Annotated in this window: 24 protein-coding genes; 16 read left to right on the top strand and 8 right to left on the bottom strand. The window is 68.9% G+C overall.

Going from position 1 to position 22,239, the window contains the following annotated elements; translation table 11 throughout:
• The first annotated feature begins 69 nt into the window (after positions 1–69).
• The gene (locus ABZ909_RS06555; RefSeq protein ID WP_356996633.1) at positions 70–1,293 is read left to right on the top strand and encodes a DUF418 domain-containing protein; all 1,224 of its coding nucleotides are present in this window, start codon (positions 70–72) and stop codon (positions 1,291–1,293) included.
• Between the two features lie 145 nt (positions 1,294–1,438).
• On the opposite strand, the gene ABZ909_RS06550 is transcribed toward ABZ909_RS06555, so the two are convergent.
• The gene (locus ABZ909_RS06550; protein ID WP_356996631.1) at positions 1,439–2,170 is read right to left on the bottom strand and encodes a TetR/AcrR family transcriptional regulator; all 732 of its coding nucleotides are present in this window, start codon (positions 2,168–2,170) and stop codon (positions 1,439–1,441) included.
• Between the two features lie 94 nt (positions 2,171–2,264).
• Between ABZ909_RS06550 and ABZ909_RS06545 the strand changes: the two genes are divergently transcribed.
• A complete protein-coding gene (locus ABZ909_RS06545; protein ID WP_356996630.1) occupies positions 2,265–3,185 on the top strand; it encodes a diiron oxygenase in 921 nt (306 codons plus the stop codon).
• The gene (locus tag ABZ909_RS06540; protein ID WP_356996629.1) at positions 3,182–3,532 is read left to right on the top strand and encodes a DUF4873 domain-containing protein; all 351 of its coding nucleotides are present in this window, start codon (positions 3,182–3,184) and stop codon (positions 3,530–3,532) included. The genes ABZ909_RS06545 and ABZ909_RS06540 overlap by 4 nt, the downstream gene beginning before the upstream one ends.
• A gap of 18 nt (positions 3,533–3,550) precedes the next feature.
• On the opposite strand, the gene ABZ909_RS06535 is transcribed toward ABZ909_RS06540, so the two are convergent.
• Positions 3,551–4,240, bottom strand: a complete 690-nt coding sequence (locus ABZ909_RS06535) for a TetR/AcrR family transcriptional regulator (protein ID WP_356996627.1) — start codon at positions 4,238–4,240, stop codon at positions 3,551–3,553.
• Positions 4,241–4,368: 128 nt separating this feature from the next.
• On the opposite strand from ABZ909_RS06535, the gene ABZ909_RS06530 reads away from it, so the two are divergent.
• Positions 4,369–4,824, top strand: a complete 456-nt coding sequence (locus ABZ909_RS06530) for a nitroreductase family deazaflavin-dependent oxidoreductase (protein ID WP_356996625.1) — start codon at positions 4,369–4,371, stop codon at positions 4,822–4,824.
• 3 nt (positions 4,825–4,827) lie between these two features.
• On the opposite strand, the gene ABZ909_RS06525 is transcribed toward ABZ909_RS06530, so the two are convergent.
• Both ABZ909_RS06525 and ABZ909_RS06520 read right to left on the bottom strand, forming a co-directional pair.
• Positions 4,828–5,190 (bottom strand): arsenate reductase family protein, encoded by a 363-nt coding sequence (locus ABZ909_RS06525; RefSeq protein ID WP_356996623.1) that lies wholly within the window; start codon positions 5,188–5,190, stop codon positions 4,828–4,830.
• Between the two features lie 46 nt (positions 5,191–5,236).
• Positions 5,237–6,610 carry a hypothetical protein gene (locus ABZ909_RS06520; RefSeq protein WP_356996622.1) on the bottom strand — a complete coding sequence of 458 codons (1,374 nt, stop codon included), beginning with the start codon at positions 6,608–6,610 and terminating at the stop codon, positions 5,237–5,239.
• A gap of 353 nt (positions 6,611–6,963) precedes the next feature.
• On the opposite strand from ABZ909_RS06520, the gene ABZ909_RS06515 reads away from it, so the two are divergent.
• Both ABZ909_RS06515 and ABZ909_RS06510 read left to right on the top strand, forming a co-directional pair.
• Positions 6,964–7,179, top strand: coding sequence for a hypothetical protein (locus ABZ909_RS06515; protein ID WP_356996621.1), 216 nt, complete (start codon positions 6,964–6,966; stop codon positions 7,177–7,179).
• A 114-nt stretch (positions 7,180–7,293) separates the two neighbouring features.
• Entirely contained in the window at positions 7,294–7,434 is a 141-nt protein-coding gene (locus tag ABZ909_RS06510) for a hypothetical protein (protein ID WP_356996619.1), read from the top strand.
• On the opposite strand, the gene ABZ909_RS06505 is transcribed toward ABZ909_RS06510, so the two are convergent.
• Positions 7,435–8,214 (bottom strand): helix-turn-helix transcriptional regulator, encoded by a 780-nt coding sequence (locus ABZ909_RS06505; protein ID WP_356996618.1) that lies wholly within the window; start codon positions 8,212–8,214, stop codon positions 7,435–7,437.
• A gap of 97 nt (positions 8,215–8,311) precedes the next feature.
• Here ABZ909_RS06505 and ABZ909_RS06500 point away from each other — a divergent pair, with 97 nt between their 5' ends.
• The 6 genes from ABZ909_RS06500 (at position 8,312) to ABZ909_RS06475 (ending at position 13,071) form a co-directional block, all read left to right on the top strand.
• On the top strand, positions 8,312–8,722 hold the full coding sequence (locus tag ABZ909_RS06500; RefSeq protein WP_356996616.1) for a carboxymuconolactone decarboxylase family protein: 411 nt from the start codon (positions 8,312–8,314) through the stop codon (positions 8,720–8,722).
• A 10-nt stretch (positions 8,723–8,732) separates the two neighbouring features.
• Positions 8,733–9,206, top strand: a complete 474-nt coding sequence (locus tag ABZ909_RS06495) for a nuclear transport factor 2 family protein (protein ID WP_356996615.1) — start codon at positions 8,733–8,735, stop codon at positions 9,204–9,206.
• 209 nt (positions 9,207–9,415) lie between these two features.
• Positions 9,416–11,587 carry an RNA polymerase recycling motor ATPase HelR gene (gene helR, locus ABZ909_RS06490; protein WP_356996614.1) on the top strand — a complete coding sequence of 724 codons (2,172 nt, stop codon included), beginning with the start codon at positions 9,416–9,418 and terminating at the stop codon, positions 11,585–11,587.
• Positions 11,588–11,955: 368 nt separating this feature from the next.
• Positions 11,956–12,468: a hypothetical protein gene (locus ABZ909_RS06485; protein WP_356996612.1), complete on the top strand. Its 513-nt coding sequence runs from the start codon at positions 11,956–11,958 to the stop codon at positions 12,466–12,468.
• 98 nt (positions 12,469–12,566) lie between these two features.
• Positions 12,567–12,893, top strand: a complete 327-nt coding sequence (locus ABZ909_RS06480; RefSeq protein ID WP_356996610.1) for a DUF3467 domain-containing protein — start codon at positions 12,567–12,569, stop codon at positions 12,891–12,893.
• A gap of 19 nt (positions 12,894–12,912) precedes the next feature.
• Entirely contained in the window at positions 12,913–13,071 is a 159-nt protein-coding gene (locus tag ABZ909_RS06475) for a hypothetical protein (RefSeq protein WP_356996609.1), read from the top strand.
• Positions 13,072–13,181: 110 nt separating this feature from the next.
• Here ABZ909_RS06475 and glnA read toward each other — a convergent pair whose 3' ends face one another.
• Positions 13,182–14,618, bottom strand: coding sequence for a type I glutamate--ammonia ligase (glnA, locus tag ABZ909_RS06470; protein ID WP_356996608.1), 1,437 nt, complete (start codon positions 14,616–14,618; stop codon positions 13,182–13,184).
• Positions 14,619–14,955: 337 nt separating this feature from the next.
• On the opposite strand from glnA, the gene ABZ909_RS06465 reads away from it, so the two are divergent.
• A complete protein-coding gene (locus ABZ909_RS06465; RefSeq protein WP_356996606.1) occupies positions 14,956–16,167 on the top strand; it encodes a helix-turn-helix domain-containing protein in 1,212 nt (403 codons plus the stop codon).
• A 229-nt stretch (positions 16,168–16,396) separates the two neighbouring features.
• Complete coding sequence (locus tag ABZ909_RS06460) at positions 16,397–18,445, top strand: CocE/NonD family hydrolase (protein ID WP_356996605.1); 2,049 nt, start codon at positions 16,397–16,399, stop codon at positions 18,443–18,445.
• Between the two features lie 322 nt (positions 18,446–18,767).
• Here the strand turns inward: ABZ909_RS06460 and ABZ909_RS06455 are convergent, their stop codons facing one another.
• Positions 18,768–20,312: a glycosyltransferase family 39 protein gene (locus tag ABZ909_RS06455; RefSeq protein WP_356996863.1), complete on the bottom strand. Its 1,545-nt coding sequence runs from the start codon at positions 20,310–20,312 to the stop codon at positions 18,768–18,770.
• Positions 20,313–20,465: 153 nt separating this feature from the next.
• Between ABZ909_RS06455 and ABZ909_RS06450 the strand changes: the two genes are divergently transcribed.
• Positions 20,466–20,969, top strand: coding sequence for a nitroreductase/quinone reductase family protein (locus ABZ909_RS06450; RefSeq protein ID WP_356996604.1), 504 nt, complete (start codon positions 20,466–20,468; stop codon positions 20,967–20,969).
• Between the two features lie 25 nt (positions 20,970–20,994).
• On the opposite strand, the gene ABZ909_RS06445 is transcribed toward ABZ909_RS06450, so the two are convergent.
• The gene (locus tag ABZ909_RS06445) at positions 20,995–21,375 is read right to left on the bottom strand and encodes a nitroreductase family deazaflavin-dependent oxidoreductase (RefSeq protein WP_356996603.1); all 381 of its coding nucleotides are present in this window, start codon (positions 21,373–21,375) and stop codon (positions 20,995–20,997) included.
• A gap of 131 nt (positions 21,376–21,506) precedes the next feature.
• Between ABZ909_RS06445 and ABZ909_RS06440 the strand changes: the two genes are divergently transcribed.
• Positions 21,507–22,025, top strand: coding sequence for an NUDIX domain-containing protein (locus tag ABZ909_RS06440; RefSeq protein WP_356996601.1), 519 nt, complete (start codon positions 21,507–21,509; stop codon positions 22,023–22,025).
• The last annotated feature ends 214 nt before the right edge of the window (positions 22,026–22,239 follow it).

Raw genomic sequence — 22,239 nt, 5'->3', positions numbered from 1 at the left:
GCTGGTCGTAGTCGGGGTCGTTCTCCCGGGCGATCCGCGCCGAACTGCGACGACGGCACAATGACCGGCATGGTCGAATCGGCTTCCGCCCCGCGCCCGGCGTTGGCGCCCACCCCGGCCGAGGAGCCGAATCCCGTTTCCGCGCAGCCGCGTTCGGGTCGGCTGGCGGCACTGGACGTGCTGCGCGGCATCGCCATCCTGGGGACGCTGGGCACCAATATCTGGATCTTCACCAATGCCGAAGGGCTGCTCGGCTATGTCGCGCGCAGTCACGAACCGCACGGAGCCTGGCTGTGGACCGAGCGGTTGCTGCAACAACTCGCGCAGGGAAAGTTCCTCGGACTGCTGACCATCATGTTCGGCATCGGGCTGGCTATCCAGCAGCGATCGGCGGTGCGCGGTGGCCGGTCCTGGCCGGGCGGATATCCGGTGCGGGCCGGACTGCTGCTGCTCGACGGGCTGGTCAACTTCTTCTTCGTCGCCGAGTTCGACGTGCTGATGGGGTACGCGGTCACCGGGCTGGTGGTGGCGTTCATCCTGGCGACGAGCCCGAAGGCGCAACGGCGCTGGCTGATCGTGGCGGCGGCCATCCACCTCACCATGCTGTCGCTGATCGCCGTGGCGATCGTACTGGGCCCAGGGGGCGGGGGCGGCGGACACCGGCCGCTGGACCCGAATCCGTATGCGGACGGGTCGTTCTGGGATCTGGTGGCATTCCGCTGGGATCACGTGCTGCTGTTCCGGCTGGAGCCGGTCTTCATCTTCCCGATGTCGATCGCGCTGTTCCTGATGGGCGCGCGACTGTTCCGGGCCGGGGTGTTCCGGCCCGAAGGTGCGCGAATTCGGAAGCGCCTCATGGTGATCGGGTTCACGGTCGCCGCACCGATCGATCTGATCCTGGGCCTGGCCGGCGGCGACCTGATCCTGCTGGCCCGCTATGGCACCGCGCCGCTGGTCTCGCTCGGCATCCTGGCCCTGGTCGCGGAGGGCTACGCGCACCGCCAGGACCCCGGCTTCGTCGCGCGCCGCTTCGCCGAGGTGGGCCGAATGGCGTTGAGCTGCTATATCGTTCAGAACCTGGTGTCGGGATTCCTCTGCTACGGCTGGGGTCTCGGGCTGGCGAGCCTGGTGTCTGCCAATGCGCGGGTGCCGTTCACCGCCGGGATCTATGTGCTGGTCTGCGCGCTCATGCTGGTATTCGCCCACATCTGGCTGCGCCGCTTCGACCGCGGGCCGGTCGAGTGGCTGTGGAACCGCAGCTACCGCGCGCTCACCGAGCGCGGAGACCACTGACCGGTCGTATGCCACCCGAGCCGGTCGCGTCGACGGGCGAGGCGGAGGTGACGGTGACGGACCCGGGCTCGGCGGTGGTGTCGGCAAGGACGAAACCGGATGTGGCAGAACGAAACCGCATGACTTCCTCCTTCGGTCGTGCTGTTTACACCACCCGCGCGGCCTCCGTGCGGGACAGCAGTTCGCTCACCACGGTGTCGCGGGTGAGCGGGACGTCCAGGCTGCGGGCATTGCCCTCGAGCAGCGCCAGGACCGATTCGGTGAGGATGCCCTCGACTTGCTCGGAGGACAGGGTGGGGGCAGCGCGCCAGCTGTTGACCACGCCGTCGACGAAGCCGACGGTGCCGAAGGCCATGGGGCGGGCGCGATTCCGGTCGATGCCGAAGCGCTCGAGGGCGTCGGCGAACAGGTCGGCGAGCCGGCCGCCGATGCGGTCGCGGGCGCCGGCCAGGGCGGTCGAGGCCTCGCCGTGCGGGTCGCCGGCGGCCAGGAAGCGGTGCAGTTCCGGGTGGCGTTCGACCCAGCCGACATAGCTGCCGACCGCGCCGCGCACCAGGTCGCGGACGGTGCCGTCGGGGTGCAGGCGCGGCAGCAGTTCGGCGGTCAGGGATTCCAGGATGTGGCGACGGATGGCGCCGTCGAGGTCGGCGCGGCCGTCGAAGTGCCGGTAGACGACCGGGCGCGGGACCTGCAGCCGGTCCGCGATCTGCTGGACCGAGATCTCGGTGCCGTTCTCCTCGATGACAGCCAGCGCGGCATCGAGCATGTCGGCACGGCGCTGGGCCTTGTGACCGTTCCAGCGGGTGCTGCGACCGTCGGCCGCACGCTCTCGGCCCCGAAGGGAGGGCTGCGCGGGGCTGCGTCGGGTGCCGGTCACGGGCCTCACGATACTCACCTCACCGTTGACCGAGACAGTATGTAGCACTAATCTGAGTGTAACGGCCCGTACCAGTAACAAATCAGGAGCTGTCATGGGCGACAACGCCGTCTCCGCCCCCACGGCCGCCACACTGTCCGGGCGTGAGTCCTTCGCTCAGCGCTTGCTGACCGGATCGGTCAAGAAGTCCTACGACCCGGTGGTCGACATGAACTGGGACGCCCCGCTGGATCCGGACAAACTCTTCCTGCCGCCCGAGCTCGTCTCCCTCTACGGCACCCCGCTGTGGGAGGCCATGACGCCCGCCCGGCGCCGCGAGCTCTCCCGCGAGGAGCTGGCCAATGTGCTGTCGGTCGGCATCTGGTTCGAGAACCTGCTCAACCGGCTGCTGCTACGCGAGCTCATGGCTGGCGATCCGACCTCCCGGCACGCGCACTACACCCTCACCGAGATGGGCGACGAATGCCGGCACATGATGATGTTCGGCAAGCTCATCGAACGGATCGGGACGCGGCCGTACTGGCCCAACCGGTTCGAGCGCTGGACGATCAGCGCCCTGCAGCTGTTCCTGCGGGGCTCGATGATGTGGGTGGGCGCGCTGGTGGGCGAGGAAATCTTCGACGCACTGCAGCGCCGCACCCTCGACGATCCACAGCTGCAGCCACTCGTGGCGCGGGCCATGCGGATTCACGTCACCGAGGAGGCACGGCACATCGGGTTCGCGCGCGCGGCCCTGGCAGACCGGGTGCCGACCATGTCGAAGGCCGAATTGCAGTACACGCGACTGTGTGTCGCGGTCGCCGCTCCCCTGTTCGTCTACCTGATGACCAACTGGCACATGTACGCCCGCGCGGGCATCGAGAAGGGGCGGGCGGCCCGCAGGCTGGCCCGCGCCAACCCGCATTCGAGGCGGGCGCTCGGGCTCGGGGCCGCGAATCTCGGTGCGTTCCTGGACACGCAGGGGCTGATGGGGCCGATCGGCAAGCGTCTCTGGCGGCGGCGAGGGCTGCTGTGAGATTCCGGCGGGCGCGGCGCGACTCCCCCGCACCGCCCGACCCGCACCCCGGATCCACCGAACCCGAAGCGGCGCCGGACTATTCGGGGCCCGCACTGCTGGACGCGCCCGGCACGGAGGTGGCGGTGCGCGTGGCATTGACCGGGCATCTCGATCCGATCGACGGCCAATTCCACTGGCACGGGCGGATTTCCGCGGCCGACGGGAGCGAATTACCCGATCCCGGCCGCGGGCAGGTGTTCCTCACCGTACCGGGCGGTGCGCCCGCGCCCGGCGTGCTCCAGGAGCGGGACCCGTGGGGGAATCTGCGTATCGCCGGGGTCGGCGCGCCACCGTTTCCGCTGTAGCGCACCGAGGTTCGAGCGCTACTCGGTGAGCCCGATGAGGTCGGCCATGGTCTCGACCGAATAGGCGAAGAACGGCCCGGCCGGGTCCATCGTATTGTCCAGCTGCCCGAACAGTTCGAAGGTGACCGCGCCGAACAGCTGGGTCAGGCCCACCATGGCACGCGCCACCGCAGCGGCGGGCATGCCGGAGTTCAGGAAGGCAGCGATCAACGCGGATTGGGTCTCGAGTTCGGGGGTGAGGGTTTCCGCGGGCGTGGCCAGGGTGCCGGACTGCCAGGCCCGGTGCACGATGCCGAGGGCGGCGAGGGGTCCGCGCGACGCGGGTGCGACGGTGGTCTGCGGGGCGCGATAGCCCGGCACCGGTGACCCGTACACCAGCGCGTACTCGTGGGGGTGCGCGATCGCCCAGTCCCGCACGGCATTCGACAGGGCCCGCCACTGGGCACGGGGGGCGGTCTCGGTCGCGACCGCGTGCTCGACCGCATCGCCGAGGGCGTTGTAGGCCTCGATGATCAGCGTGGTCAGCAGCTCGTCGCGACTGGGGAAATACCGGTACAGCGCCGAGGACACCATGCCCAGCTCACGGGCGATGGCCCGCAGTGAGAGCGCGGGTGCGCCGGATTCGGCGAGCTGGCGGCGCGCGGCGTCGGTGATCTCGCGGGTGATCTCGGCGCGGGCACGGGCACGGGCGGTACGGGGCACGCTCATTCCGACAGTGTGCCACGAATCGGATCACCGACAAGTTTCGAGAGCACTGCTCTTGACAGCCCGAGCGTCATGCGCGCACACTGATCACATCAGAGAGCACCGCTCTCACACATTGAAGGAAGTGCCCGATGGACGCCCACACCGCCGCCACCCGTTACCTCGGCCCGAAGGGCCTGGACCCCTACATGAACCGCTTCTTCAACCTGCTGCCCAAACTCGGCATCAGCATCGCCGGCTCCCGGCTGCTGGCCGTGCGCGGCCGCAAATCCGGCGAGTGGCGCACCACCCTGGTCAATGTCCTCACCACCGACGACGGCGCCCGCTACCTGGTCGCCCCGCGCGGGCACACCCAGTGGGTCCGCAACCTGCGCGTCGCGGGATCCGGCGAACTGCGCCTGGGCCGCAGGGTCCAGACCTTCACCGCCACCGAACTCTCCGACGCCGACAAGATCCCGGTGCTGCGTGCCTACCTCGACCGCTGGGGCTGGGAGGTCGGCCGCTTCTTCGAGGGCGTCACCAAGCACGCCACCGACGCAGAATTGGCCGACATCGCCCCGGGCTTCCCCGTTTTCGCGCTGGCCTGAGGCTCAGCGGAGCTCGTCGAGGGTTTCCTCGTCGCGGGCCAGGTAGGCGCGGCCGTCGGCGGTGAAGACGATGGGGCGCTGAATCAGTCGCGGATGCGCGGCCAGGGCCTCGATCCAGCGGTCGCGGTCGGCGGGGGTCCGGCCCCACGCCGAGACGCCCAGCTCCTTGGCCTCGGGTTCGGCGGTGCGGGTGATGTCCCACGGTTCGAGGCCGAGTTTGGTCAGGGCGGCGCGGATCTCGGTGGCCGAGGGCGGGTTGTCGAGATAGCGGCGCTCGACATAGTCGGTGCCGGTGTCGTCGAGCACCGCCTTGGCGGTACGGCTCTTGGAGCACTTCGGGTTGTGCCAGATTTCGGTCGCTGCCATGGGTTCAGCCTAGGCGGCGGCGACCGGGCCACAGCTCACCGGCACATCAGACCCAGTCGACGACCCAGCGGTAGGGACGCATCCAGTACAGGCCGCCCTCGGGAACGGGCGCGCCCCAGCGCTGTTCGGCCTGGGTGAGCTGCCAGCGGTATTCGGGGGCCGGCTCGCCACCGTGGATCTCGTAGAGGTGACGCCGCCAGGTATTGATCATGGCGGGGACGGCCTGCTGGTCGTTCTCGTAGGCCCACTCCACGTTTCGCATCATGAGGCTGTCCACGGCGTGGTTGGCGGCATTGGGGTCGCCGGTGCTCAGCGAGTGCAGGAAGGCCGCGACCAGGTTGTAGGCGATGGCGTCGTGGACCGAGGTCTGGCCGTTCTCGAGCGACCAGATGCCCAGGTAGGTCGGCCCCTGCTCGTCGATCCACACCGAGTGCGCCTCGCCGACCCGGTTGTCGAAGATGAGCGCGGTGAGCAGGCCCAGCGTGGACTTGCCCATGATGAGCGGATCGGGACGGCCACTCGAGAGGGCATCGTCGATGAGCGCCCGATAGGCGGCCGCGGCGATGCCGGGCCGGTTGGCGTCCATCAGGGCGTCGGCGGTCTCGCCGCCGGCGAGCTGCGCGGCCGGCGGCTGGGACGGGCCGGAGACCGCCTGCGGCACGCCGTCGCCGACACGCAGGAACTGGGTCTGCATGGCATCGGGGGCAACCGGATCCGACAGCGGCACGCCGTTGCCCAGCGGGTCGCTCATATCCAGGTTGACGGCGAGAGGTTCCTGCAGGCTGGGCGCGGTTTGCAGGTATTCCAGTGCCACCCGGGCGAATTCGTTGTCCTGACTTTCCAGCCATTCGCGCCCGGCGCGCAAGGTGTCGACGAGATGGCCGCCGACACCCTGTTCGATGGCGGCGCACAGGCCGTAGTAACCGTAGCCGCGGTAATCGTCGTGGCCGACGCCCTCGGTGATCAGCAGCTGCGCATATCTGCTTGCCAGATCGTGTCTTTCGATATCGCCGAGCAGCGTGCACGCGGTCATGGCGGCCATCAGCACCTCGGCGTGCTCGCCGTGGGCGCGCCGCAGGTCGATGCAGCGGTCGGCCATGGCGACGGCGCTGTCGGGCAGACCCTGCTGGGTGGCGGCCTCGACGGCCATGGAGTACATGGTGGCCAGCGTGGCGGGCGGGATGTCGGCCGGGTAGCGGGCCGGGCCGTGTTCGGCCAGGTGCAGGGCCTGCGCGTAATCGCCCGCGGCGAAGGCCGATCGGAAGCGGTAGGAGACGATCCAGCCGTACTCCTTGGGATCGGGCGTCGCGTCGAGCCCGTCGTCGAACGCCGACAAACGGGCCAGCGCCTCGTCGGCCTGGCCGCTGTCCAGCATGCCGCTCGCCTCGTTCATCACCTCGACGAACGCATTTCGATCCATGGCCTACTCGCCTTCCCGCATATGTCAGCCCCGGATCGTATGACCGCGCCACCACAGTCCGTGGCCAGTGAGGTCAAGGTCATAGTTCGACTCCACCCCACATGACCACGCGTTGTCGCTCGCGTGGCACGTTGTGTCACAACGATATTCCCGCACCCCGTCGCGAACCCGCCTCCCTGCGGGCCACTCTCGCGTCGCGGCCGATCCGTCCGGACCCCAATCTAACGACAACACGCCAACGCGCCCCGCAACCACGCTCGGCGCGTCGAGGCTTCTGGATTCACTCATCGGCGCGGTGGCGGCGCGGCGAGGGCAGACTGCGACGCGATGCGTATATCTCCCGGGAGGTGGCGATGACGAAGACCCTGATCGACATTCCGGGCGACCTCATGGAACCGGCCCGCAAGGTGACCGGCGGCGCCACCAAGACCGAGACCGTCCGCACCGCCCCGCGACTGCTGGTCCGTCAGCGCCAGCATTATGACGCCATCGCCTGGTTCGCCGATGCGGTGCCGTTCCCGACCGACACCGAACCGACCGAAGGGACCGATCCCGCTCACCCGCGATGACGGGCCTCGGCACGAACCGCGCCTGTATCTGGACCCCGCGATCGACCGATTGGTCCGTACCATCCGGCGGCAGCTGTGGGCCACGGCCACGGTCGGTCGGCCCAGACCGCCGATGTGCTGATCGCGGCGACCGCGGTGCACTACGACGCCACCGTGCTGCACTACGACCAGCATTTCGACCCCATCGCCGAGGCCTTCCCGACCCTGCGCCGGCAGTGGGTGGTCCCGCGCGGATCGGCGGACCGACCCGGTTGATCAGAGGACGGGGAGGACGGTGCCGGGGTCGGGGGTGAAGGTGACGATGCGCTGGCGGGGGTCGCCGGGGAGTTCGAGGTTCTCGTAGGAGAAGCTGAGGTCGCCGGAGTGGGGGTGGCGGATGAGTTTGCCGCCGTGGGTGCGGCGCTCGACATCGCCCGCGCGCCAGAGGGCGGCGAATTCCGTACTGCCGGTGGAGAGTTCGTCGACGAGGGCGATGGTGGCGGGATCGGCCGGGTAGAGGCCCGCGACGCGGCGCAGCTGGGCGACGGTCGCGGCGGCGACATCGTCCCAGTCGCGGTAGAAGTCCCGGGCGACGGGGTCGGAGAACAGTGCGCGGGCCATGTTCTCGTCGGCCATGGGGCCGAACACATAGTGCGCCAGCGGGTTCGCGGCGAGCACGTCGAACAGGTCGGTGATGACCAGGGCGGGCGCCTTGTCGATCAGGTCGAGCATGCGCAGCAGTTCGGGACGCGGTGCGGGAGCGGCGGTTTCGGTCGTGCGGGGTGGTCGGGCCAGGGCGTGCAGGTGCTCGGTCTCGACGGAGTTGAGCCGCAGCGCGGCGGCCAGGGAGTCGAGCACCTCGGTCGACGGGTTGGCGGCGCGGCGCTGTTCGAGGCGCTGGTAGTACTCGGCGCTGATGCCCGCGAGGTGCGCGAGTTCGGAGCGGCGCAGACCGGGCACCCGGCGCAGGCCGGACGGCGGCAGGCCCGACTCTCGCGGATCGACCCGCGCCCGCCGAGACTTCAGGAACTCCGCCAGGTCCGCGCGCACCGCCATGCCCAGAGTCTGGCACGGGGCGGCGGTGGGTGGCCCCGGGAGTACGAGGCACGGCGTGCACTGGTTACGTCCGGCCGCGGCGAGCAGGGTCGGTCTCGTGAACGAGAGATTCCGGCGGGGTGCGGCCCGTCAAGCCGAACTCGGTGGGAGCGGAAGGGTGCGCGGCCGGGTCTATGACGAGCTGGCCGATATCGCCCCGGATCTGCACCGGTTCGCCGTCGAATTCGCCTATGGCGACATCCATTCCAGGCCGGGCCTGGATGCCGGGCGGCGCGAGCTGGTGATCCTGGGTGCGCTCATCGCGCTCGGGGACACCCGCCCGCAGCTGGAGGCGCACCTCGGTTCCGCGCTGAATGCCGGTGTGGCGCCGGGCGAGATCGTCGAGGCGATACTGCAGGCCCTCCCCTACGCGGGTTTTCCGCGCGTTCTCTCCGCCATGGGCGTGGCCCGCGGCGTATTCGCCGGCCGCGATCTGCTCCCCGTCACCACCGATTCGATTGCACAGTAGGAGATCTGCCATGACCGCCACCGCTCAGCAGCGTGCCGACATCATCGACGCCGCCACCCGTCTGTTCTGGTTCATCGACATTCGCGACTGGGACGCCTTCCCCGGTGTCTTCGCCGGCGAGGTCACCCTCGATTACTCGAGCATCTGGGGCGGCGAGCCCGCGACCGTCACGCCGGCGCAGATCCGCGCCGACTGGGAGAAGCTGATCGGCAGCTTCGATGCCACCCAGCACCTGCTCGGCAATCACCTGGTCAGCGTGGACGGCGACCGCGCGGAACTGACCGCGGTCTTCCAGGCGGTCCACCTCCTGGCCAATCGTTTCGGTTCGCCACGGTGGACGCTGGGCGGCACCTACCGCATCGGACTGCACCCGGTCGGGGGCGAGTGGAAGGTGGATTCGATGGTGATGACCGCCCAGTGGGCCGACGGCAACAAGGACATCCTGACCCTGGCCTCGGGCGGACAACGCCCGGACGCCGCGTAGGGGAATCAGGAAGGAAAAAGAGGCCGGAAGGAGAAAGAGAAAGGAACGGAAAGGATCGTCGTCCTTTCCCCTTCAACCATATAACGCAGTGGGGGACTTGCGGCAAGGCCCCGGTATTGGCGCACAATCGCTGGCCGAGGGCTGCAACCTGCGCGAACGGGCGCGCGGGCGGGCAGCGGGGATCGGCTAGGCGGGAAGGTGTGGTGCTGGTGTCGGATCAGGGGTACGAGAAGGAACTCCTCGCGGAGCGGCAGTATGTGACGGGGCTGTACGCACGGCTGGACGCCGAGCGGGCCCGGGTGAAGGGGCGCTACGGCGAGACGCTGCGCTCGCGCGGCGCCACCCTGGTGGAGCGGGATGCCGAGGTGCGGGCGCTGGGCAAGGAGGTCAAGCGCCTCGAGGTGGCCGACAACGGACTGTGTTTCGGGCGGCTGGACAGTGTGACCGGCGAGCACTCGTATATCGGGCGCCTCGGGATCTTCGACGAGGCGAACGAATTCGAACCGCTGCTGCTGGATTGGCGCGCGCCGGCGTCGCAGGCGTTCTATATCGCGACCGCGGCGAGCCCGGAGAACATGCGGCGTCGTCGTCAATTCCACACGCGCGGGCGGCTGGTGGCCGATTTCACCGACGAGGTGTTCGGCCATCCCGGTGACGGCGAGCGCGGTGACGCGGCCCTGCTGGCGGCGGTCAACGCGCCGCGCGGCGACGGCATGCGGGACATTGTGGCAACCATTCAGGCCGAGCAGGACCGGATCATCCGGCTCGATCACCCGGGCGTGCTGGTGATCGAGGGCGGGCCGGGCACCGGCAAGACCGTGGTGGCGCTGCACCGGGTCGCGTATCTGCTGTACACGCAGCGTGCGCAGATGGAACGCAACGGCGTGCTGGTGGTGGGCCCGAACACGGCCTTCCTCAGGCACATCGGGCGGGTGCTGCCGTCGCTGGGCGAGACGAACGTGGTGTTCACCACCACCGGCGATCTCATGCCCGGGCTGAACATCACGGCCGAGGACGGACCGGAAGCGGTGCGGCTCAAGGGTTCCCTGCAGATCCTCGACGTATTGAAGGCCGCGATCGCCGACTGTCAGCGGATTCCGCAGGACCCGGTGTCGATCGAACTGTCGGATGTGACGGTGCGGATCGGCGCGGATATCGCCGGCTGGGCGCGGGAGGAGGCGCGCGGTAGCGGGTTGCCGCACAACCAGGCTCGCGCGACCTTCCTCGAGGTGCTCACCTGGGCGCTCACCGAGCGCGCCATCAAGCGGATCGGCGAGGGCTGGCTGACCCGCGACGACCGCGAGGCCTGGGAGAACATGCGCACCGATCTGCGCACCGAACTCGCCGAGCACGAGGAATTCACGGCGCTGATGGACGAGCTGTGGCCCACGCTGACACCGGAAAAGCTGCTGGCGGACCTGCTTTCGTCCACCGATCGGCTGCGCGCGGCGGGCGCCGACGAGGCGCTGTGGCGCGAGGACGGCGAGGCGTGGACGGTGTCCGATGTCCCGCTGCTCGACGAACTGGTCGATCTGCTGGGCCGTGACACCTCCGCCGAGGAGGCGGCTGCCGAACGGGAACGGAAGGCCCAGGCCGCGTACGCCGAAGGCGTGCTCGATCTGCTGGTCGGCCGCGCCGACCACATGGACGACGAGGATCACCTGTTCGCCACCGACCTGCTCTACGGCGAGGACCTGGCCGAGCGTTTCCTCGAACGAGACACCCGTGAACTCGCCGAACGTGCTGCCGCGGACCGGGATTGGACCTACCGGCACATCGTGGTCGACGAGGCGCAGGAGCTGTCGGCGATGGACTGGCGGGTGCTGATGCGCCGCTGCCCGAGCCATTCCTTCACCGTGGTGGGCGATCTCGCTCAGCGCCGGTCCGCGGCGGGCGCGACCTCCTGGGACGCCATGCTGGAACCGTACGTCCCCGGCCGCTGGGTCTACCGCTCGCTCACGGTGAACTACCGCACCCCGGCCGAGATCATGGCCGTGGCCGCCGCCGTTCTGGCCGGTTTCGCGCCCGAGGTGACGCCGCCGGAGTCGGTGCGCTCCTGCGGCGTGCAGCCGTGGGCGCGACAGCTCACCCGCGGCGAGATGCCGTCGGCCATCGAGGAATTCGTCCGCGACGAGGCGGGCCGCGAGGGCACCAGCATCGTGATCGGCCCGCACGGCATGCCGGGCACGGTCCCCGCGTCCGAGACCAAGGGCCTCGAATTCGACGCGGTCCTGGTGGTGGAGCCCGAGCACATCTTCGCCGACGGCCCGCGCGGCGCGGCCGAGCTGTACGTCGCGCTGACCCGCGCCACCCAGCGCCTCGGTGTCCTGCACGAGGGCCCGCTCCCGCCGGCCCTCGCCGGTCTCTACACGTCGAGGTAGAGCTCGGACTGCCATCCGGGGTTCTGTAGCGGATGGGAGCGTTGGAATACCGCACCTACCTGCGGATTGCCCGTTGGTCATGTTCGGCAGAGGGGCGGTTGCCGAATCCGCTGCGCACTCGCTGCGTACCGGATCGGCTATCGCCTCGACCCGCACCCCCGTGCTGTTCATCGCCCATTGCTGTTCCCGCTGGCCCCGTCCATCTCTTCGAACCCGGGTTCGGGTATGTTTCGTCGGCTTTGCCTACTGGTTGCCGAAAAGTTACTGCCTCCCGGTGATGTATTGGGCAGAATGGCACCGGTCACACGAGTTCTTCCCGCAACAACCTCAGTGTCTCAATCCACACATCGTTGAAAGGGAGCTCGAACATGGCACAGGAAACCAGCGGTATGGCGACGGCGGAAGCCCGACGCGGGGACATCGACGTGCAGGCGGAAGTGGAATTGCTGCGGCTGCGAATGGACGAAGCCCGACAAGAGGCACAGAACGCCCGCCAGTATGCGATGCAGGCCTCGGGTCTCGCACGCCAGGCACAGGCGCAGGCACGGCAAGTGCAGCATCAGGCCCAGCACGCGCAGCAGGACGCCAGCCAGGCCAACCAGCAGGCACAGCAGGCCCGCCAGCAGGCGATCCTGGCCACCAACCAGGCTCAGCAGGCCCAGAGCGAGGCCGACCGGGCTCAAAGCCAGGCCCAGCAGGCCCAGGGCGAGGCCAATCAATCCCAGCAACGGGCCAGCACCGCCCAAGACCAGGCCGACCAGGCCAGTCAATTGGCGCAGCAGGCCGAGGACCAGGCCAACCGGGCGCAGGACCGCGCCGGTCAGTGGGAGATACAGCTCCAACAAATCCGCCAGCAGGCCCGTCTCCAACAGGGCCGCTGACCCGGCGAGGATGACGCAGTGACCAAAGTTCTGGCGGCCGGCCACACTGGGCACCTGGTGTGGCCGGTTCGCCGGCCCTGCTACCGAGGAGCTTCGCGGTGAGCGGCCCAGTTCCGCCGCCCGCGGACGAATCCGATGTCCACGTCGAGGTCATCGTGCCGGAGGCCGTCAACGCCGGGGTGTACGCCAACGGGTTCACCTGCTGGTACAACCGCACCGACTTCACCCTCGATTGCCTTGTCTACCTGCCCACCGAGCCGGGCGCTGTCACCCCGGCCGGTCAACCCATGATGCGACAACCAGTGCAGGTCACCTCCCGCGTGAAGTTCCCACCCGCGCTGATCTTCCGGCTCATGCAAACCCTCAACGACAGCATGAGCAACTACGAGCGCCAATTCGGCCCCATCACCCACCTCGGCGAATAACCTGCCCACGGAGAAATACATGCAGACCCCGAAATCGAGCCCCATCACCCTCATCGCCTGCCCGGGTGACCGTCCCATCGTCTGCGACCCCGCCGTACGGTACCGGCCCCAGACAATCCCCGGCCGCCACTACCTCGTCGCCCCCGCCGCCCCGCACCCACAACCCGAACCCTCCTGAACATGACGGACAGGAGGTTGTTTGCGGGCTCGCAACCTTTACCGGCGGTGGCCATCACTCACTGATGGCCACCGCCGCTTCATTTTCCGACTACTTCGTGCAGGTCGGGTTTACACATCGAAGTAGAGCTCGAACTCGTACGGGTGGGGGCGGACGTTGATCTCGGCGATCTCCGAGTCGCGCTTGAGGCGGATCCAGGTGTCGATCAGGTCGTCGGTGAAAACCCCGCCCTGCGTGAGGTAGTCGTGGTCAGCCTCGAGCCGGTCGATGACCTGCTCGAGGCTGCCGGGGGTCTGGGTGACCTCGGCGCTCTCCTCCGGGGTGAGCTCGTAGAGGTCCTTGTCGACCGGCAGGGCGGGCTCGATCTTGTTCATGATGCCGTCGAGCCCGGCCATCATCATGGCGGCGAAGGACAGATACGGGTTGCCGGAGGAGTCGGGGCAGCGGAATTCGAGGCGCTTGGCGCTGGCACTGGTGCCGGTCACCGGAATGCGCACGGCGGCGGAGCGATTGCGCTGGCTGTAGACCAGATTCACGGGTGCCTCGAATCCGGGCACCAGGCGCTTGTAGGAGTTCACCGTCGGGTTGGTGAAGGCCAGCAGGGACGGCGCGTGGTGCAGCAGGCCGCCGATGTAGTGGCGGGCCAGATCGGACAGGCCCGCGTAGCCGGCTTCGTCGTAGAACAGCGGCGAGCCGTCCTTCCACAGGGATTGGTGCACGTGCATGCCGGATCCGTTGTCGCCGAACAGCGGTTTGGGCATGAAGGTGACGGTCTTGCCGGACTCCCAGGCGGTGTTCTTGACGATGTACTTGTAGAGCATCAGATCGTCCGCGGCGGCGAGCAGGGTGTTGAACCTGTAGTTGATCTCCGCCTGTCCGGCGGTGCCGACCTCGTGATGCCCCTTCTCCAGTTCGAATCCGGCGCGCTGTAGATGGGTGCACATGCGGTCACGCAGGTCCACCTCGGCGTCATAGGGGGCGACCGGGAAATAGCCCCCCTTGGGCCGGACCTTGTAGCCGCGGTTGAGGGTGCCGTCGGGATTCGTCCGCTGGCCGGTGTTCCAGTCGGCCGACGACGAATCCACCTCGTAGAAGGCCCCGTTCATGGCGGTGTCGTAGCGCACCGAATCGAAGATGTAGAACTCGGCCTCGGGACCGAAATAGGCGGTGTCGGCAATACCGGTGGACCGCAGGTATTCCTCGGCCTTGCGGGCCACGTTGCGGGGATCGCGGCTGTAGGCGGCACGGGTGTGCGGGTCGTGGACGAAGCAGCTGATATTGAGGGTCTTGGCGGCACGGAACGAATCCAGTTGCGCGGTGCGCAGATCCGGTAGGAGCAGCATGTCGGACTCGTGGATGGCCTGGAAGCCGCGCACCGACGAACCGTCGAAGGCGATGCCGTTCTCGACCAGATCCGCGCCGAACATGCTCGCCGGGATCGAGAAATGCTGTTGGATGCCGGGGACGTCGCAGAATCGGATGTCGACGTATTCGACTTCCTCGGCGTCGATGTAGTCCTGTACTCCGTTGATGGTAGGGGTGATCACCGCTCGCTCCTCGTGGCTGCGCACGCCTACCCGATCGGACGGCCCGGTCGGGGTCCGGCGGTCCTGCTCGTGCTAACACGATACGTCGCAGGCATCCGGGGATGGACGCGAATGAGCCTGTGTAACAAGATCATTAGCCACTTTGCACGCGCCACGCCGGGCCGAGCGAGACCCCTCCCCGAACACTTCGGCGTTCCACTCCCCCGTATTTGTCACTGTGCACAAATCCGCCGCCGCAGATCTTCGCCATTGCCACTGGTCCGGAAACTCAGACGCAAACCAATAGCTACCACCTACGCCGCTACTATCGAGTCGCTGTACGGGTAGTAGGAGAGTGATGCACACGCGATTGCGGGACCGAGCGCTCGAGGAGCTGTACCGGCGCGCGGTCGTGGCGCGCGCGGAGGTGCCGGCCTCGATGCCGCCCTACCGCACCCTGCCCGAATCCCTGGTGGCCGGCGGTTTCGCCCGCGGCATCACGCTGAACGTGGACCTGTTCTTCGAGTTCGTGCGCTCCGGCCGCGCGCCCTCGCCGGAGGACACCCAGGAGGTCGTGCAGATCGCGCTGAGCCGGGTCCGCGACGGCGAATCCCTCGAGGACGTGCTGGGCCGCTACAGCATGGGTGCGGAATACCTGTGGTCTCGCCTGAAGGACACCGCCACCGAGCCGGAACGGGAACTGCTCAATGACGCCGCGGTGTCGCTGCTGCGGTATGTCACCCTGCTCACCACCCGCATCGCCACCGCCTGCGTGCAGCGCGCGCACGACCCGCGCTGGGAGCTGCTGGAACGCCGCCGCGCCATCGCCGACGCGCTGCTCACCGGCCGCGACCCGATCGAGTGGGCGCACGAACCGGCCATCACGGTGCCGGACGCGTTCCTGGTCGCGGCGTTCCGGCTGGGCACGACCCGCAGCGCCGACACCAGCGAGCTGCGGCATCGCGTCGAGGCCATTCCGGGTGTGTTCCTGCGGTTGGACAGCGGCGGCTGGACCGCGCTGCTGCCACTGCAACCCGGCGACGACGGAACCGCCACACTTGCCACGCTGACCGGCAGGCTGCCCGGTCCCGGCCTGCCCGCAGCCCAGCCGGAGGCGCCGCTGTCCCGGATGGGACCGCCCGCACCGTTCTGGGTGGGCGTCGCCACCGCCGCATCGCGCGCGGAGGTCCCCGAGGTCTTCGCCGAGGCCCGGGTGCTGGCCGAGCTCGGCCGCTGCCTGGACCGCCCGCAGCCGGTCTGCCGCCGCCCGGACCTGCTGTTCGAATACACCATCGCCGCAGGCGGTTCCGCCCGCGCGGGGCTGGCGGCCGTGCTGGCACCGCTGGATGCCCAGCCGCTGCTGACGGAGACCCTGGAGGTCTTCGTGGACACCGGCTTCAATCAGCTGGCCACCGCCCGGCTGCTCACCATCCACCGCAATACCGTCACCTACCGGCTGGCCCGGGTGCAGGAACTGACGGGCCTGGATCCGCACCGCCCGACCGACGCCATGACGCTGTCGGCAGCCCGCATCGCCCGGCGGCTCGAAACCGCCTGCTTCGCACCGTAATCCGCGCCCAGGTTCGGCCCTCGACGCGCCCGCGTTGCGGGCCTTCATGATTCACCGGCTCCCTCCGCTTGGACATGTGCACAATGGCCCGCGCCACAGTCTTGGCGATTGCCGGTAGCGGCGCGCGGGCGCTGGGCGGTCTGCTGAACTCCGACGATGAGGTCGCGCGGGGCGCCGGAGATCCGGCGCGCCCGACCGCGGCCTCCCGACCATCCGCAGAGGTAGATCGTTGAGTAGTTCCTTCCGGCCGCGCCGCTGCCGTCTTGCCCCCTGGGCCGTGGCCGGTTTGTCGGTGCTGGCCATGACCGTCACGTCCACCACCCCCGCCGGGGCCGCGCCGGTACCCGACGCGCCCGTGAACTTCGGGCTCCCGTCCGGCTATCACCCGACCCCGGAGCGGTACGGGGTGGGTTATCAACTGGGACAGGTCGTTCCGCTCTCCGACGGCACCCAGTTGCAGGCCGAGGTGCGCTACCCGACCGATCCGGCGACCGGGCAGCGGGCCGCGGGCGAGTTCCCGGTCATCGTCAACCTCACCACCTACGGCGCGGTGACCAGCGCGCTCACCGCCGCCATCACCGGCGTCATCGACGATCTGCACATCCAGCTCCCTGATCAGCTGAAGGACGCCCGCCGCATCATCAACCAGGCCACCTCCATGCAGGACATGCTGGTGCGGCACGGCTATATCGAGGTGACCGCGGACGTGCACGGCACCGGCGGTTCGACGGGCGCCTGGAGTCCGGCCTCCGAGCAGGACGGCAAGGACGGCGCGGAACTGGTGGACTGGGCCGCGGGGCTGCCCGGCTCCAATGGCAAGGTCGGCATGTACGGCTATTCGTTCCCGGGCCTGTCGGCCCTGCGGACCGCCGAAACCGTCGGCCCCGGTTCGCCATTGAAGGCGATCGTGCCGTTCGCGGTGCCCAACAACATCTTCGACGAGGTGCTCGACCACGACGGCATGATGAGCCCGCTGCTGCTCACGGTCATCTCGCTGATGGTCCCGTACCTGAGCCTGATCGGGCCGTTCCTGACCGCCGCGGTCTCGCCCCAGATGTTCCTGAAGTCCCTCGGTGATCACCTGCTCGCGCTGGTCGGTCCGGACACCAGCACGGTGAAGCTGCTGTTCGACGCATACACCGGCGGCTCCACCGCGTACGACAACTCCTGGTGGCAGGACCGGCGTTTCGAGACCGGCCTGCACAACCTGGTCGACAACGGCATCGCCGTGTACCAGGTGGACGGCTGGTGGGATCTGTATCAGGAAGGCGCGGTGCGCAATTACGCGCAGCTGCAGAACCTGGCGGCCGGCCGCGACCAGTTCGCGCCCATGGCTCCCGGCCAGCAGGCCGACGGGCGCTACCAATTGCTCATGGGCCCTTGGTATCACGTCGGCCTGGGGATGGGGCCGGGCTCGCGCATGGACACCGATCGGATCACCCTGGCGTGGTTCGATCGGTGGCTCGAGGACATCCCCAATGGCGTCGACGAGACCGGCACGCCGCTGCACGTCATCGACGCCGGCAACAATGCCGCCGACACCGCGCGCTATCCGTTCGAGCAGGCGGCCGTCCAGCAGCGCTATCTCGACGGTGACCGTCTCGTCGCGGACAAACCGACGGCCGCCGACGCCTCCGATCGCCTGAACTACACCGGCATCGACAACATCTGCAATCGCGAGTCGCTGGGCCAGTACACGGCGGGCCTGCTCGATTTCGTGTTCCGGATCTTCACCGTCTCCGACCCGTGCACCGAATGGGTGCAGAATCCGACGGCGGGCCTGCGCTACACCATGGACCCGGTGACCGAGCCGACCGTGCTGGCCGGGCCGTCGAGCGTCACCCTGTACGCCTCCTCCACCGGCACCGACGCCGCGTTCCAGGTTTGGCTCGACGATGTCGCGCCGGACGGGACGGCCGTGAACATTACGGGCGGTTCGCAATTGGCCAGCCAGCGCACCCTCGACGACGGCAAGACCTGGTCGACCGCCGACGGCACCGTCTACGCGCCAGAGCACACGGTGCTGAAGGAGAACGAGCAGCTGCTCACGCCGGGCGACGTGGTGAAGATGGAGGTCAAGATCCGGCCCGCCTTCCACCGGCTCGAACCCGGCCACGCGCTGCGGCTGCGCATCAGCAGCGGCACGTTCCCCTCGACGATCCCGAATCCGGCGGATCTGGGCCGGCTGCTGGGCACCTCGCAGCAGATCCAGCAGAACGCGCTGTATCCGTCGGCGCTGGTGGTTCCGCTCGGACCGGCGGATTCGTTCACGCACTGAGCCGGACAGCCGGGGCGCAAGGTCCGCTCGTACCGTCGATGACTTCGGCGCGTGCCCGCCGCTCCCGACCGTGGTTCCCGCCCTGGTGGGCGATATCGGCGATGCGGCGCTCACCGGCGCCGACGCCGAGTTGGAGGCCGCGCTGCGCCGGCAACGCCCATCGGTCGCGCCATCCCGGCCACCGCCGGCCTGCTGCGCCAGCTCGGTGTGCGCGACCCGCTGCGCGGCGAATCGACCGCGCCGCTACCGGAATTGGCGGCCGCGGTGGAGCGCTTCCAGCTCGGCGAGGGACCCGCGCCCACGGTCGTCCCGCTGTGCACCGCTACAGGTGCATCCAGTTCGGCCACACCTGTGACCACGGCTGCTTCGGGCCCGCGCACTTCCAGATGGTGACGTCCCGGGTATTGCCCTCGAAGCCCAGCCGGGTGTCCACCTTGCCGACGGGTTCGACGTGCTCGAACTGGCTGCGCAGCGCCGCCTCGGAGCTTCCGACGGCCAGCACCGCGGTGGCGTCGCCGGGCGGGGCGCCGAAGTAGCCGAAGCCGCGGCTGGGGCTGTACAGCGGCGGTAGCAGGTCGCGGCCGAGCTCGTCGAGAGCGCTCGCCTGCCAGTAGGTGTCGGTGACGATGACCGCGTGCGCGCGCTCGGCCGGGGTGAGCGCCTGGTAAGCGCGGGTCACCTCGTCGGCGAGTTCGTGCCACCCGAAGGAGCCGTACACGCCGATTTTGATGGCGGCCTCGGCGTCGCCACGGGGCGAATGCACCTGGTCGGCGGGCCGCCACGGGGTCGAGTAGAGCGTGAAAACCGTTGTGCCCAGCGCCAACACGGTCACGCCCGCGGTGACCGCCCGCCGCCACACCGGTCCGATCCGCTCGGCCGTGCCGACCACGCCGACCGCGCCCGCCGCGATCAGCACCGCGTACATGCCCGCCGCGTAGTAGATCCGCCCGCCCGCGATCAGGAACGCCGCGTACAACAGCAGCAGGGTGACACCCAGAAAACGGTAGGGCCGCAGCACATCCCAGCGCAGCAGCACCCACAGTCCGCACAACAGCAGCAGGGCGCCCAGATATCCCGCCAGGCTCACCGACATCGGCACGAACAGCAACCGCCCGCCCAGGATCCCCTGCTCGGACCCGATCACCCCGCCCATCTTCAGCTGCGGCCAGGAGTGACGTGCCTGCCAGATCAGCTCGGGCACCGTCGCGGCCACCACGATCGCCCCGCCCGCCCACAGCAGCGGCCGCCGCACCAGCTCGCGCGGCCCGCACAGCAGGCTGCTCGCCGCGACCGCGATCCAGAAGAACGGGATCAGCCACTTCACCTGCATGTCCACCGCGGTGACCAGGGCGGCGGCCAGCAGCAGCCGGTCGTCGCGGGTCCGCACCCAGCGCACCACCAGCCACGTGATGATCACCCACAGCGCGGTGTCGACGGCATTGGTGGTGAGCATGGTTCCCTGCAACAGCAGGAACGGCGAGCCGGCGTACCCGATCGCGGCGAGCAGCTGCGCCCACCGGCCGCCGTCGAATTCGCGGGCGAGCACGGCACACAGCACGATGGCGGTGACCGTCAGCGCGACCGACGGCAGCCGCAGCACGAAGAACGATCCGGGCGCGAGGGTGTCCATCAGCCGCGCCAGCAGCGGCAGCACCGGGCCCTGATCGGCGTATCCGAACGCCGGCCGCCGGCCCGCGGCCAGGAAGTACAGCTCGTCCCCGAAATACCCGTACCGGCTCGCCGACAGCAGCAGCACCACCGCTGCCGGCACCGCGACCGCCGCGACGGTCCACCACGCCATGGGCGGGCGTTCCTCGGCCTTGGCGTGCCGTCCGGCACCGTACGGCCGAGCTGGGCGATTCATCACATCGGTCAACGCGCACTCCTCGCCGGCGGGTCATGCTGCGAACACTCCGGAATCTACAGCTTCTTTCCAGCAAATTTCGGACACGGCGCCACACGATCTATACTCGACGCCGGTGTGACTGCCGCACAACGCGTTTCAGCGAAGGAGGCCGACATGACCGAGCAGACCCCCGAGACCAATCCCTACGGGACCCCGACCACCACCGGGCCGGAGCCGATCCGGTCCTATCAGAACCTGCTCAATACCCTCATTCGCGGCCTGCTGCGGGTGCCGGTGCTGTCCACCCGGGTGGGCAAGCGGCTGTGCGTGCTGCACGTGGTGGGCCGCAAATCAGGCAGGCACTATGGCGTGCCCGTCGCCTACACCCGCCACGAGGGCGACATCCTGGTCGGCACCGCCAAGCGTCCGTGGGTGAGCAATATCCGCAAGGGTGTGCCCATCGAGGTGTCCTTCGGCGGACCCAGGCACACCGCCGACGCCGAGGTGGTCACCGATGCCGAATCGGTGGTACGGCTGTCGGAAGTCATCGCCCGCGACAACATGCAGTGGGCCAAGTTCAACGGCATGGGCATCGACGTAGCCGGCAATCCCAACCTGGCCGATGCCTACCAGAGCTGGCAGCAGGGCTGTGTGATCATCCGGCTCACCGTGCGCTGATCCTCCGACTCACGCGGGCCGGGCGTCAGTCGGCGCGCCGGGCCTGGACGTAGTCCTCGGCGTTCAGGCCCACCAGCACCTGACGCACCAGCGGCGGGGCCCACGAGGCGGAGGCGTCGTGGCCGACCATTGGATCGGTGAGGGTCACCGTGTGCCCGCGGGTCTCGAACTCGAAGGTCCCCGCGGCGCGAATGTTCTTCAGCCAGTCGACGTCCCGCCCGTAGGTCAGGGCGATGCGGTAGCCGCCGTCGCGCTCGAAGACCATGACCGGGGACCGGTAGACACGCCCGGACCTACGACCGCGGTGGATCACGATCCCGAAGTACGGCGTCACCCGGGCCCCGACCCCCAGGACCGGGTTGCTGACCCGCCGATTGATCCTCGCGAGCACCCGCGGCAGCGGCATGATCTCGTCCTCCCTGACGAAAACGGTTGCGCCCCTGAGGCTACGCCGGGATCCGGGCGGCCGCGCGGCATCGCTACTGTGCACAGCAGGGCGCCGGGTCCCACGGCGCGGCAGGAAGGAGAGCCCGGTCCATGCCGGAGATGATCGCGGTTTACGACGCCGCCGGTCGTGAGATCGGCGCGCAGGAGCGCGCGGTGGTGTACGCGGAGGGCCTGTGGCACGCCAGTGCGGGCGTGCTGGTGCGCTCGCGCGACGGGTCGAAGGTATACGTGCACAGGCGGACCGATACCAAGGCCGTTTTCGCCGGCATGCACGACTGCCTGGCGGGCGGGGTGCTGGATCCGGGTGAGGATCCGGCCGCGGCGGCGGTGCGGGAGCTGGGCGAGGAACTGGGCATCGAGCTTGGCCCGCACGACGATCGGCCGCTGCCGCTGGCGAGCGCGTCCTGGAACGGCGAGTGGGCGGGGCGGCCGATGCGCTGCCATCTGTTCGCCTACGAGCTGCGCTACGACGGGCCGATCCGGCATCAGCCGGAGGAGATCGCTGACGGCTGGTGGTGGACCGATGAGGAGCTGCGGTCACATCTGGAGAACCCGGCGTGGCCGTTCGTGCCCGACACCCGCGTGCTCATTCCGGATCTGCTGCGCTGAGCCCGCGAACACCGACGGCCCATCGAATCCCGCGCGATTCGATGGGCCGTCGTGCTACCGCGGTTCAGGCGGTCGGCGTGGTGCCACCGGCACTGCCGCTGAACAGACCCTGGATGGTCTTGATCAGAACCGTAGCCAGGAAATCCGAAGCAGATCCGGACACGTGGTACTCCTCATCTTTCGAATGACATGTCGGGCATGTGAATCATGCACG

Origin of the sequence: Nocardia sp. NPDC046763 (genome assembly GCF_040645495.1) — a bacterium.
GTDB lineage: Bacteria > Actinomycetota > Actinomycetes > Mycobacteriales > Mycobacteriaceae > Nocardia.
Note: the sequence above shows the minus strand (reverse complement) of the source record. Positions and strands in the feature narration are given on the sequence as shown.